The sequence below is a fragment of the Clostridium sp. YIM B02500 genome (genome assembly GCF_022324665.1).
In the GTDB taxonomy this organism is placed as follows: Bacteria; Bacillota; Clostridia; order Clostridiales; family Clostridiaceae; genus Clostridium; species Clostridium beijerinckii.
Genome location: NZ_JAKGTE010000001.1, coordinates 137,588 through 150,987, shown reverse-complemented (window position 1 = coordinate 150,987; position 13,400 = coordinate 137,588). Strand labels below are relative to the sequence as shown.

Annotated in this window: 13 protein-coding genes; 11 read left to right on the top strand and 2 right to left on the bottom strand. The window is 28.7% G+C overall.

Annotated features, from left to right (window positions below; translation table 11 throughout):
• Positions 1-829: 829 nt before the first annotated feature.
• Positions 830-1,594, top strand: a complete 765-nt coding sequence (locus L1S46_RS00525; RefSeq protein WP_238898793.1) for a PRD domain-containing protein — start codon at positions 830-832, stop codon at positions 1,592-1,594.
• A gap of 75 nt (positions 1,595-1,669) precedes the next feature.
• On the opposite strand, the gene L1S46_RS00520 is transcribed toward L1S46_RS00525, so the two are convergent.
• Both L1S46_RS00520 and L1S46_RS00515 read right to left on the bottom strand, forming a co-directional pair.
• Positions 1,670-2,803: a cadherin-like beta sandwich domain-containing protein gene (locus tag L1S46_RS00520; RefSeq protein WP_238898790.1), complete on the bottom strand. Its 1,134-nt coding sequence runs from the start codon at positions 2,801-2,803 to the stop codon at positions 1,670-1,672.
• A gap of 246 nt (positions 2,804-3,049) precedes the next feature.
• The gene (locus L1S46_RS00515) at positions 3,050-4,054 is read right to left on the bottom strand and encodes a C40 family peptidase (protein ID WP_238898788.1); all 1,005 of its coding nucleotides are present in this window, start codon (positions 4,052-4,054) and stop codon (positions 3,050-3,052) included.
• A 265-nt stretch (positions 4,055-4,319) separates the two neighbouring features.
• Here L1S46_RS00515 and L1S46_RS00510 point away from each other — a divergent pair, with 265 nt between their 5' ends.
• From L1S46_RS00510 to pssE, 10 genes are all read left to right on the top strand, one after another.
• Positions 4,320-5,411, top strand: a complete 1,092-nt coding sequence (locus L1S46_RS00510) for an AI-2E family transporter (protein ID WP_017212064.1) — start codon at positions 4,320-4,322, stop codon at positions 5,409-5,411.
• Positions 5,412-5,779: 368 nt separating this feature from the next.
• A complete protein-coding gene (locus tag L1S46_RS00505; protein WP_238898786.1) occupies positions 5,780-5,980 on the top strand; it encodes a hypothetical protein in 201 nt (66 codons plus the stop codon).
• Positions 5,981-6,111: 131 nt separating this feature from the next.
• Positions 6,112-7,077 (top strand): protein tyrosine phosphatase, encoded by a 966-nt coding sequence (locus L1S46_RS00500; RefSeq protein ID WP_238898784.1) that lies wholly within the window; start codon positions 6,112-6,114, stop codon positions 7,075-7,077.
• Positions 7,078-7,226: 149 nt separating this feature from the next.
• Positions 7,227-7,919 (top strand): Wzz/FepE/Etk N-terminal domain-containing protein, encoded by a 693-nt coding sequence (locus L1S46_RS00495; protein ID WP_238898782.1) that lies wholly within the window; start codon positions 7,227-7,229, stop codon positions 7,917-7,919.
• A 280-nt stretch (positions 7,920-8,199) separates the two neighbouring features.
• On the top strand, positions 8,200-8,922 hold the full coding sequence (locus L1S46_RS00490) for a CpsD/CapB family tyrosine-protein kinase (RefSeq protein ID WP_238898932.1): 723 nt from the start codon (positions 8,200-8,202) through the stop codon (positions 8,920-8,922).
• 123 nt (positions 8,923-9,045) lie between these two features.
• Positions 9,046-9,828, top strand: coding sequence for a CpsB/CapC family capsule biosynthesis tyrosine phosphatase (locus L1S46_RS00485; protein WP_077829298.1), 783 nt, complete (start codon positions 9,046-9,048; stop codon positions 9,826-9,828).
• 344 nt (positions 9,829-10,172) lie between these two features.
• On the top strand, positions 10,173-10,835 hold the full coding sequence (locus L1S46_RS00480) for a sugar transferase (protein ID WP_012060893.1): 663 nt from the start codon (positions 10,173-10,175) through the stop codon (positions 10,833-10,835).
• Between the two features lie 157 nt (positions 10,836-10,992).
• Complete coding sequence (locus tag L1S46_RS00475; RefSeq protein ID WP_012060892.1) at positions 10,993-12,342, top strand: UDP-glucose/GDP-mannose dehydrogenase family protein; 1,350 nt, start codon at positions 10,993-10,995, stop codon at positions 12,340-12,342.
• Between the two features lie 116 nt (positions 12,343-12,458).
• Complete coding sequence (locus L1S46_RS00470) at positions 12,459-12,908, top strand: UDP-N-acetylglucosamine--LPS N-acetylglucosamine transferase (protein WP_012060891.1); 450 nt, start codon at positions 12,459-12,461, stop codon at positions 12,906-12,908.
• On the top strand, positions 12,851-13,393 hold the full coding sequence (gene pssE, locus L1S46_RS00465) for a PssE/Cps14G family polysaccharide biosynthesis glycosyltransferase (protein ID WP_238898780.1): 543 nt from the start codon (positions 12,851-12,853) through the stop codon (positions 13,391-13,393). Before L1S46_RS00470 ends, pssE begins: the two co-directional genes overlap by 58 nt.
• Positions 13,394-13,400: the final 7 nt, after the last annotated feature.

Genomic DNA, 13,400 nt, shown 5'->3' with positions numbered 1-13,400 from the left:
GAAATGTTGGAGAATTTCTAAATAAAGTTACAAATATTTTCTGATATAGATGTATGAATTCAAATGAGTTACTGGTTCATGCTAGGAGTTTGAAATATAAATATACTATGTCATTATATAGAATAAAATCATATATACTAAAAGAGTATTATCTTATATGAGAACTTTCCTAACAAAGCAATGTCTTGAAATTAATAATAATTCAGCTAAAGAATCTATAAAGCAGTCTTATAATTGGCAGAAGAAACTTCATGTTTTCAACGACAGTAAGAGATGTAAAATAAAGTGTAGCAATTTAAAACATTATTGAAATATTTAAATCTAGTGGCATAGATAGTAGAAAGGTATTTAGTATATTTACTCTTTTTATACTGATTTAATATAATTTTTTCTTATAAGGTCTACAGTAAAAAGATTTTCCAACAATTATACTTATCAAAAGATATCAAAAGTAAATATAAAACCAACTCTGCATATAAATATAAAAATAGCAATTCATTGAAATTTAATAACATTAAATCAATGAATTATGATTACAATAGGTTAAAAAATTATCCATTAGGTTAATGATATATTCATAATTAAATGATATCTTATTTCTTTAAATAAAGGAAATATATTATCTATGTTGTAATATATATCTTTGATAAACTTTAATCATACCGAAGAGATTCAAGTGATAAATATGTTAGTGAAAGGATTGTAAATGTTTTGATGCTGTTATTAGGAAGTAGAAACCTTTGACGAGTGAAAAATATGGAAAATAACAGGAAACCTTCTAGGACCTTAAGGTGTGATATTAAGGCTTTAAATGATTTGCGGAAATAAAATGCAGATAAGGTATTGTATTTCTGAGTATATATTTAGTAGCAATAAGTCAAATTGTATAGATGATAACGAATTCTATAAAAATATATTTAATGGAATAGACTTGAGAACATTAAAAGAGATAGTGTTAAAAGTTATTTCTAAATATTCGATAAGGCCAACGGATGCGGCTTTTGAAAATATATTAACGCATATTGCTATAACAATTAAAAGATCTAGCAATAAAAATTTAATTGTATACAATATAGATCAGATAAATGTAATTGAAAAGACATCAGAATTACCAGTTGTAAAAGAAATAGTGAAAGAAATCTATGAAAAATTAAACATCTATTTAATTGAAACAGAAATATATTATATAACCCAGCACTTAATAGCAAGCAAGAAATATTTAAATATAATTGAAAATGAAGATATTGACGAATGTGATTATATAGTATTATTGATAATTAATAGAGTAAAAGAAATTACAGAAATTGATTTTTCTGATGATGGTCAATTAATAACAGGTTTGAAAATTTATCTAAAAATTGCAATAAGCAAAATGAAATTTGATATGAATATTCGAAATGATATGTTTGAAGTTATAAAAAATGATTGTCCGTTGACTTTAATAAATCAATTTATGCCAATTCAATATAATAAGATAAGAAATGGACTGTTAAGGAATGATCCAGAGGAACTTATTAAAGATTGGGTAGTTAATTGCATTGACGAATATATTTATGCATCAACTCCATCAGAAGTGAGTAAACAAGTTATTTAAAAAATAAAGCAGCTAATTCTTGTATTGTACACAAGATTAGCTGCTAGTTTTTTATTTTAAAAGGATAATTTAGGATTATTTAGTATAAGTTCCGTCAGAGCCTAATTTATATCCATCAATTGTGGTATTTTTAGCCATAGTTCCTGATTCTCTTAGATAATACCATTTTCCAGAAGAATCTTTTATCCAGCCTGTTTTCATTGCACCGCTTGCATCAAAGTAATACCAGTCATTTCCGATTAATGTCCATCCCACAGCTATAGTTCCGTCAGCTTTTCTATATTGCCAGCAAGCTTCTGCTTGTATAATTTGAGAGTTTTGATTAGTTGCAGTAGTGTTATTATTTGAAGATACTAGCGAACTGTTACCTCTTGTCACAACTAAATAGTACTCTCTAGTTTTACGATCAGAATTTATAATTCTAATTTTTATAATATTTTTTCCTTCATCTAAAGATACGAGTCTAGTATCTTTATCATCACTAGGATCTAAATCTTTGTCATTAATTGATAATTTATAGCTTTGTTGTTCTGGAACAGCTTTAACGTTAATATAGGATATGTTTTCATCAACATTTATATTTTGTACAGGTTCTGTCTTATCAAAAGAGAAATCGATTTTATTATTGTTAGGATCAAATAAAACTAATCGATTTAAGTAAATATCATCATAGTCTTTTAGAGTTATTGTATTATCATCTGTAGTTTCTTCTGTATTGGCATCAATAATATTATCTTCATCATTCATTTCTCTTTCTACAATAAGTTCATATTCTAAAGAATAATTGCTATCAGAGGCGTTTTTAGAATCATAAAGTCTTATATAAATAGTCTTGCTTTGACCTTCCGCGATATTTATTTTACCATAGATATCACTTAGCTTTATATTTTCATTTCCAACAAAGACTCTTATATCAGCGGCCTTAGTTTCAATGGTGCTCAAGTTAAAGCTAGTTTTATTAGAAGGAATTTTTGAATATATAACTACTGGAATTTTGTCGCCTTTTTTTACTCTATAATCTCCTTTGCGAGTTATACTATTGTATATTGACAAAATAGAACCTTCTGATGTTAGATCTAAAGATGTTATTTCATCTCCAGAGTATGCATAAGCGCATTTTTCTCCTATGCTCATAGTTGATGGCATCCATGTATAAAAAGCTGTACTTATAACGGTAAATATAATAATTTTTTTTACATTTTTGTTCATGATAAATCGCCTCCACAATAATTATGTATTCGATTAAATTATACCATTTTATATATATTCTATAAATACTAAAATATTACAATATATTATCTTATGAAAATTTACAAAATAAAGCAGCTAGTTTCTTTAATTAAACTAGCTGCTTTGCTTATAGTATATAATTTTATTTTTCGATATATGTTGCAATTAATCTTATACATCTCAGTATTAATTTAGTACTTAGCTTACTAAAGTTTTAAGTTAATATTAATTTAAAACTCTACCAAAATATTTCATATTTGAGGTGCTTAACTTACTTATTTTAACGACATCGCCAGTGTGAGGAGCCTGAATATACATATCATATCCTATGTACATACCTACATGAGTTGAATCCGAAACTTTATTGAAGACTAAATCCCCAGGTTTAATTTCTGCCATGCTAATAGGCTTGGCAAAACTTTGCTGTTCTTGTGATGTTCTTGGTATAGCGATCCCTTTAGAATTAAAGACATACTGCATAAGTCCGGAGCAATCAAACCCTTCAGGAGATTCCCCTCCCCACAAATATGGAACTTTCAAATATTTCTCTGCTTCTTCTATAACTCCTTTAGCCTGATCTGTAATATCAGAAGGTAATGTTACAGGAATAGTGATTCCTATATCCCCTGTTAATAGTGCGTTATTATCTTGTACATATTTTAAGAGAGTATCTTTTTTATCTTCCAAGTCCTTAATTTGTTTTTCAACATCATCTTTATCAGTTTGTAATTCTTGATTTTCTTTTTCTATAGTGGTTTTAATGTTTAAAAGATTGTCTTCTGATTTTTTTGTTTCTAAAATTAAATCTTTATCGCTTGTACAAATTTGAGAAATCAATGACACCCTTTTTAATGCATCCAAAATATCACCTGAAGAAAATAAAGCGTCTAAATATTGTAATGGTGTAGCTTCAAAGCCTCCATTGAATTGAATGCCCTTTAATCGTTCAGATAACTGGTTTTCTCTTTCAGTAAATTGTGTTTGGGTTAAATCAAGCTTAACTTGGTTATCTTTTATATCATTTTCTTTTTCAAGAATTTGCTCTTTTAGTTGATTTAACTTATCCATGTTATATTCAATTTCATTATCGTATTCCTGTATGTTTTGTATAGCTTGTTCAAGTGTTAAGTTGCTATCATTAGGGTCCGCCAATGCTGGTACTGAGTTGCATATTGACGTAATAAGTAGCGCTGAAGCCACTATCGTCCCAATTCTATTATTTCTTTTCATCTTATCCTCCTTTATGCCTACTCTCTGGATATGGTTTTTGTAAAGTAGAATAGATTATTAAATATTATCCAATAATTTATATTATACTACAAACAGTTTACAAAATAATTGCAATTTATTAAGATTTTATTAAAATGTTGAGGTAAATAGTTCCAGAGCGTAACTATTTTATTTAAATTTCTTAATATGGAAAGGTTTATTGGAATTTCTTGTTTTAAGCATATGATTTATAGGATATAATAATTACTAGAAGGGGGAATAAGATGTGAATTTCTTAAGAGAACTATTTAAAAAAGATATAGTCAGAAGAATTTGCGTTCTTCTTATTATTGTATTTTTTATGTATATATTAAGATCAATGCTTAATCTATTTTTACTTACATTTTTCTTTACATATATTGCATACAGTCTACAAGTAGGAATTACGAAACGGTTAGATAAGTTTATAAAGGTGAAACCGATAATAGTAACATTATTTTTATACATATTCATGACATCTATTATTATCTTTGCAAGTTATAGGTATATACCAATAATTATTAGACAGCTTACAGAGATTGGGATGAAAATATCTAGATTTGATTTTAGAGATATTGGTGGGGAAGTTTTATCTACGTACATTGTACCATACTTTGGAAAGGTTGATTTCATGTCATTTTTTAAGAATTCTGAAATAAATGATTTATTGAAATTTGATCAATTTTTGAAATATGCTTCAAATATAGGTACTTGGAGTTTTAATATATTTGTGTCTTTAATATTAAGCCTCTTTTTTATGGTTGAAAGAGAGAAAATCAAAGAATTTTTCTCAGAGTTTCAAGATAGTAAGATTGCCATATTATATAGGTATACAAAAGATTTTGGAATAAATTTTTTGAATTCATTTGGAAAAGTAATTCAAGCTCAAATAATTATTGCATTTGTTAATAGTATTTTATCTGTTATATCTCTTTTTGCATTGGGATTTCCGCAAGTTTTAGGCCTTGGAGTTATGATTTTCTTATTTAGCTTAGTCCCAGTTGCAGGAACAATTGCATCGTTAATACCTTTAAGTATAATAGCATACACAGTTGGCGGTTTTAAAATGATTTTATATATTCTTATAATTATCGCAGTTTTACATGCACTTGAGAGTTATGTATTGAACCCTAGGTTTATGGCAGATAAAACTGAATTGCCAGTCTTTGTCGTATTTATTACACTTTTAGTATCAGAGCATTTTATGGGAGTTTGGGGGTTATTACTTGGAGTGCCTCTTTTAATGTTTGTATTAGATTTGTTGAATATCAAACCAAGATCTAAAAATGGAAAGCATAGAAAACTTGTGACACTTAAGAAAAAACGCATTGTTGAGTAAAATTACTCTCTAAAATTTCAGAAGGAAATATCTTAGCTAGGTTAAAACTATTGGTTTCAGCCTAGCTTTTATTTTATGCTTTAATGCTCATAAAACCACCTACTAAGTGAATTTATCAGCCTAAAGGAGGTAATTTCACTTAGCAGGTAGGCTTAACTTTTAATTTTATTCAAGAATTATATTTTAAATAGAGTACAGTACAAAGGGCAAATGTTTAGAGATATTTGTATATATTTGAGTATTTATTAATCAAAGTATTTGGTGTTCATTTGAATAATCACATAATTTTCACATAACTATTTCATACTGGGTAATGGTGAGTGATTTTCCATTATGTAGATAAATCAATTATAAGTAAGGTTTATATTGTGAAATATATCTCAACTAGAAATAAGAATTATGCTTTTGTGAAATGTTTCATTAGGAATTTGATGGTTTTGATTCTTAGATTAAAAGTTGTTCCAAGTATGCTAGTTCAAAGCATGTCTTTGAGGCTAGCATCTTGGATGCAACTTGTGATCTTAGAATCATCCATCATAAATTCCTTAGAAACTGGAACAACAGCATAATTCTCATTTCGGCGAGATATATGAATAAGTATAGATTATAGTTGGATATCTATAATCATTAGCAAAGCACAAAAGAATCTAAGATTTATGAGTGAAAAATATTCAAATATCAAGAGGAAGGGTGATATTTAATGAAGAGGAATAAGGTTGCATATATAATAGTAGCTTTAGTTATAATAGGAGGAGCAACTATTATGTATAGTATAAATCAACATTATAAAAGTAGTAAAATAGCAATTGAAAAGACAAATGGTGTACAAGCTAATAAAGTGAAACTTGTAATAGATACAGATAATAAGGACGTATTACCCAAAAACTTTAGGACTACTAAGGATAAAATTAATGATGAGAAATCAAAAGATATTAACCTTACAGGATTGAGTGATCTAAATATTTCTGGTAGTGGAGCGCTTTCGGAGAAAAGTTTAGCGATGGTAAAAGAAAAAATAGGTGATAAATCTATCATAGATATTGACTTGCGCCAAGAAGATCATGGATTTATAAATGGTATGGGAATAAGTTGGTTTGGAAAGAATAATCAAGCTAATAAGGGAATTAATAGAGAACAAATTATATCTGATGAGAACAGCAATTTAGATAAAATATCTAAGAACAAGCATGTTAAGTTTGATGAACTTCCAAAGGGAAAGTCCTTAAACACAGTGAAATCAATTGATAATCCTGAAAGTGTAGAAACAGAGGAAGAATTAGCTAAAGGCTTGGGTATGAGCTACTTAAGAATCACAGTTACAGATCATGAGAAACCTTTAGATGATCAGGTAGATTTATTTATTGAATCAATTAAGAATCTGCCAAAGGATACATGGATACATTTCCATTGTAGAGGAGGAGCAGGCAGGACTACAACATTTATGTCTATGTATGATATGATGCACAATGCAAAAAATGTGAGTTTTGAAGATATAATGAACCGTCAAAAATTGATTGGTGGATCAGATTTACTAAAGGAAACAAATAAAGATGAAGATAAATCAAGAGTAGAGTTTTTAAATATGTTTTATAAATATTGCAAAGATAACCAAGATGGGTATGAAACATCGTGGTCTCAGTGGATTAAGAATAGCGGAAAGCAATAATGCAAATGTATAAAAGGTTAATTCTAGTGGAAATTTTCCATTAGGATTTTTTTATTTTAAAAATATGAATGAAAGAGAAGGAAATTACTAAAAATATAATTATTGTATTTAGCACTATTGAAAAATTTATTGTATATGGAGAAGTTTAAATGATGAATAACGATATTATAAGAATTGATGAAATAGCAAATCCAATAATAAAAAGATGGAAAATGATACTCTTAGTAACATTAGTAACGACATTGTTAGCTTTAATTATAAGCTATTTTATAATTCCACCTAAATATGAAGCAAATACTAAAGTCTTTATAGGAAAAGAAAATACCACTGGTCAGGATCAAAACTATAGCACTAATGATGTACAAATGTATCAAAAACTGATAAAGACTTATGCAGAAATAATAAAGACCAATGATCTAGTACAAAGGGCCATAGACTCAAGTAATATAAACTTAAATTCAGAAAATGTTCTTGATAATTTATCAGTTACACCAAGAACAGATACACAAATATTAGAAATTAGTTACGTGAGTGCAAATCAAGCATTAGCTGGGGATGTAGTAAATTCAGTTACAAATGAGTTTATAAAATCATCTAGAGAGTTTATACCTAATGGTAACGTAAAGGTTGTAGAGAGTGTTAAAGTACCTCAAAAGCCAGTCAGTCCAAATAAAAAAATGTATATAGGAGTTGGTCTTTTGCTTGGTCTGATAGGCAGTGCTGGAGCAAGTTTCTTATTAGAGTTCTTTAATAATACTTTTAAAACTAGGGAACAAATAGAGGAGATTTTAGGATTACCAGTTCTAGGCGTTATTCCTGACTCATTTAAAGAAGGTAAGTGATGTGAATTGACAGGAAAAGCGGAGATAGAAATTCTATTTTTTATCAATTAATGCGCTAGATAATTAAAATAAATCATCTACTCTTAAAAAATGAAGTTTATGCTAATAAATTATTTGTAAACAAATGCAAGTTGTACTTTGTGATTATTAATGTAGCAAATTTATTTTGATGTTAGGAAGGTGTGAAATCATGTCGTTACTAGAGAAAATAAAAGGCTATACACTAGAAATAATGAAAAGATATAAATTAGAAGAAGCGAGGAGTTATAAAGCAGATAGAATGAAAAGATATAAATTAGAGAAAACAGTAGTTGATAATAGAATTCATGCCGGCTTCATAGTAGAAGATAAACCTAAATCTATAGTTGCAGAAGCTTATAGAACATTGAGAACTAATATACAATATTCTTCCTTTGATAAGGAGATAAGAACAATAGCTGTTACTAGTGCAGAAATGGCAGAGGGAAAATCAACAGTTGCAGGAAATATTGCTGCATCTTTTGCTCAAAATGAAAAGAAAGTTATACTAGTAGATTGCGATTTACGAAAACCCTCAGTTCATAAAAATTTTAAAGTCTCAAATTTGATTGGACTTTCTGAAGTTCTTCTTGGAAAGGCTGCCATTGAAGAAGCAGTACAAAAAAGGAATGATAATTTCTATTTTTTAACATCAGGGAAGATTCCACCAAATCCATCAGAAATGCTATCATCTTCTGCTATGAGCAATTTAATAGAAAGATTAAAAGTAGAATTCAATATAGTGGTTTTAGATACAGCACCGCTTAAAGCAGTTACAGATGCACAAATACTATCAACAAAGGTAGATGGGACTATTTTAGTTATAAGGGCGGGAGAAACGAAAAGAGATATAGTAATAGATGCAAAAAATCTTTTGGATAAAGTGGGAGCTAATATTATAGGAACAGTATTGCATGCGGTGGAGAATACAAGAGGAAAATATTCTTACTATTATGGAAATGATGAAGACAAGGATAATTTATAGTGAACAAATGTTAGTTTATAATATAAGGAATAAAATTTATGTGATTTCGGCTGATTACCACATAAGCCTAGGTTAAAAGTTTGGTATCAATAAAATAAATTATACACTAAAAGAGGTGCGGTTATGATAGATATTCATTCTCATATACTACCGGGAATTGATGATGGATCTAAGGATATGGAAATGACTTTAGAGATGCTAAGAAATGCAGAAAAAGATGGAACAAGAGAAATAGTTGCGACACCTCATTATTTATTAGAGTACGGGGAAGCTACTATTGGTGAAGTTAAATCGCTGGTACAAGAAGTTAACTCAATTATAAATAAGGAAGGTATAAATATAAAAGTATATAGTGGACAGGAAGTTTATTTTAATGAAAATATAATTAATAACTATTTGGAGGGTAAAATAGGGACAATAAATGATTCAAGATATATGTTAGTTGAATTTTCAATGCATAAGTTTGATGATAATATATTTGATACCCTTTATGAACTCCAGGTTAGAAATATCACACCTATAATAGCACATCCAGAAAGATATAAGCCATTTAGAGAAGATCCTTCACTTATTAATGGATTTATTGATCAAGGATACTTATTTCAAATGAATGCAGGAAGTATAACAGGTAGATTTGGAGAAAGTATTAGAAAAACTACACATATATTTTTAGAGAATAATATATATAATTTTATTGGTTCTGATGCTCATGACATAGATAACAGAACTACTGGCATAAGAAAAGCTATAAATACATTAGATGATAATAATAATGAAATAATAAATAAAAATATCTTTGAAGAGAGCTCTAAAAAGCTGATCAATAATGAAGTTATAAATTTCGTTGGAAAAAAAGTTAAGATAAAGAAATCAATATTTTCGTTTTTTAAAACTAAGTCAAAGTAAATAATATTTTGAAGTGCCTAGAACGTAATAAATAAGGCAAGGGGGACGTTCTTTTGGCTCACAGCTGCCATAAAAAAGAAAATAAATTAAATATTTGTCATAGAACGCTATATTAGCAACTAACCTTTTTATTGCTTAATATAGCGTTTATTGTGCGTTGAATTATAGTAGACATACAAGGTAAGATATTTAGTAAGAAGTGCAGAAATACAAAATATTATTATTATAAAAGTCTATAAAATAAAATCAACAAATGAAAAAATGTTGTCATTTATCAAAGTAAATATAAATTAAAAAAGCTAAAGTATTTAGCTAAAAATTAATTCTTATGAGGTGGTGATAAAATGCAACAAGTAAAGGTTAATAAAGGAGAATTCATTTTTCAAGAAGGTATAGAACGCAGGATTGAATATTACTTTTTTAAAAGAGTTATGGACATACTTTGTTCATTAATCGGATTAATAATCTTGACTCCATTATTTTTAATTGTTGGAATTTTAATTAGACTTGAATCTAAGGGATCTATAATTTTCTCTCAGGAGAGGATTGGTAAAGACGGTAATGTATTTAAAATGTACAAATTTAGATCTATGGTTGCTAATGCTGAGGAGTTAAAAGGTAAGCTATGTCATAAAAATGAGATGAGCGGACCTATGTTTAAGATGAAGGATGACCCAAGAGTAACTAAGATAGGCAAATTCATAAGAAAGACAAGCATAGATGAACTTCCGCAATTGTTTAATGTTCTAAAAGGTGATATGAGTTTAGTCGGACCTAGACCATCTCTTCCAAAAGAAGTAGAAAAATTCGATAATTGGATGATGACAAGGCTTGAAGTAAAGCCTGGTTTAACATGTTACTGGCAGGTATCAGGAAGAAATGATATTGATTTTGAAGATTGGATGAAACTAGATATTAAGTATGTAAGGGAAAGAAACACTTTAGTTGATATTAAGTTAATATTTAAAACATTTTTTGTGCTGTTTGGAGACAAGCATGCAAGTTAAGTGACTTTAGGCATATGGACGTGTTGTTTTTTGATTATACATTAATAGGGCGCATTAGAGGAAATAATAAATTTAAATCTATTGTCTCTAAAGCTATGGGTAATATGGGAGTAAATAAATTTAATCAATTAGAATTACGGAATATATGGAGGTAAGTATGAAAATAGTAGTAGCAGGAACAGGATACGTAGGTTTAGTTACTGGAGCATGTCTTTCGGAAATTGGTCATAATGTAACTTGCGTTGATATAGATAAAAATAAAGTTGAAATGATGAAACAAGGAATTTCACCAATATACGAACCAGGATTAGATGAACTTTTAAAAAGAAGTCACGATGAAGGCAGATTAGATTTTACAATAGATTATAAAAATGCTTATAAAGATGCTGATTTGATATTCATAGGGGTTGGAACTCCAGAAAGAGACGATGGTTCAGCAAACTTAGATTATGTGTTTAATGTATGTAGACAAATTGCTGAAAATGCTGAAAAAGATTGTTTAGTAGTGGTTAAATCAACAGTACCAATAGGAACTAATGATAGAATTGAAGAGTTTTTAAAGGAAAATGTTAAAAATAATATTCAAATAGAAGTAGCTTCGAACCCAGAATTTTTAGCACAAGGAACCGCAGTTGTAGATACTTTATATGCAAAGAGAATTGTAATAGGAGTTGAATCTAAAAAGGCGGAAGAACTTTTAAAAGAGGTTTATGGAGGCTATAATCAACCAATTGTTGTTACGAATAGAAGAAGTGCAGAAATGGTTAAATACGCATCAAACGACTTTTTAGCACTTAAGATATCATTTATGAATGAAATAGCAAACTTCTGCGAAATGGTTGGAGCAGATGTTGAAGATGTAGCTAAAGGAATGAGCTTTGATCCAAGAATCGGTGATAAATTCTTAAATGCTGGAATCGGGTATGGCGGATCATGTTTCCCTAAGGATACAAAAGCACTTCATTGGCTTGCAAATGATAATGGATATGAATTAAAAACAATAAAAGCAACAATAGAAGTAAATGAGAATCAAAAATATAAATTGTTTAGACAAGCTAAGAATAAATTTGGAAGTTTAAGAGGATTAAAAGTGGCTGTGCTTGGATTAACATTTAAGCCTGGAACAGATGATTTAAGAGAAGCTCCATCTATACCAAATGTAAGAAGATTATTAGATGAAGGTGCTGAAATAATTGCATATGATCCAGTTGGTGTTGAGAATTTCAAAAAGATATACACTGATGTTAAGTACGTAAATGCTCCAGAAGAAGCTTTAAAGGATGCAGATATGACATTCATATTTACAGAGTGGAATGAAATTAAATCTTTAGATCTAAGTGTATATGAAAAGCTTATGTATACTCCAATTATATTTGACGGTAGAAATTGTTATAAAATTAAAGAGGCTAAGGAAAGACAAATAGATTATTATTCAATTGGAAGAAAATCTGTATTGAATTTAGAAGAAAAAGCTTTAAGTAAAGGAAAAACAGCAATGGTAATATAGCAAGGGAAATTAAATGAAACTTTTCAGATGGGCATGGTAACTCCATTTAAACTCATAGCTTAAAGAATGCTAACTATGGTATGGTAAATTTTTAAATGGTTAAGGAGGAGAATATTATGAAGGTATGTTTTATAACATCAAGTGGTGGTCACTTAACTCATTTAATCCAATTAAAAGAGTGGTGGAAAGATAAGGAGAGATTCTGGGTAACCTTTGAAAAGGAAGATTCTAAATCAATACTTAAAGACGAAAAAAAATATTGGTGCTATTTTCCTACAAATAGAAATATAAAAAATTTAATCAAAAATACACTTCTATCAATAAAAATATTACTTAAAGAAAAACCAGATTTAATTGTCAGCACTGGTGCAGCGCCTGCAATTCCATTTTTCTATATTGGGAAATTATTTGGTGCAAAAGTTGTTTATATTGAAGTGTATGATAGGATAGAAAAACCAACTATAACGGGGAAGGTAGTTTATCCTATAAGCGATTTATTTATATTACAATGGGAAGAACAAAAGAAGTTTTACCCAAGAGGACAAGTATTGGAGGGATTATTTTGATATTTGTAACAGTAGGAACACATGAACAAGGCATGGAAAGATTATTTATCCAATTGGATAAACTAATTGAAAGTGGAGATATTAAAGAAGAAGTATTTGCTCAAATTGGGTACTGTAATTATGAGCCTAAAAATTATGAATACAAGAAAATGATTGGATATGATGAAATGGATGAATATGTGAGAAAAAGTGATATAATCATAACTCACGGAGGACCAGGAAGTATATTTCATCCTCTCCAATATAATAAGGTTCCAATTGTAGTGCCAAGAGATCCAGAGTTTGATGAACATGTTGATGATCATCAAATACTTTTTACCAAAAGATTAGATAAAAATTCAAAGATCATTGGAGTATATGATATAGAAGATTTATGTAGCGTAATAAGTAATTATAAAGAATTATCGGCAAAATGTAATACATATAGTTCTAATAAAAATGACTTCATTAGAAAGTTTGATAATGTAATCGGCCAGATAATGTAGAGCAGCA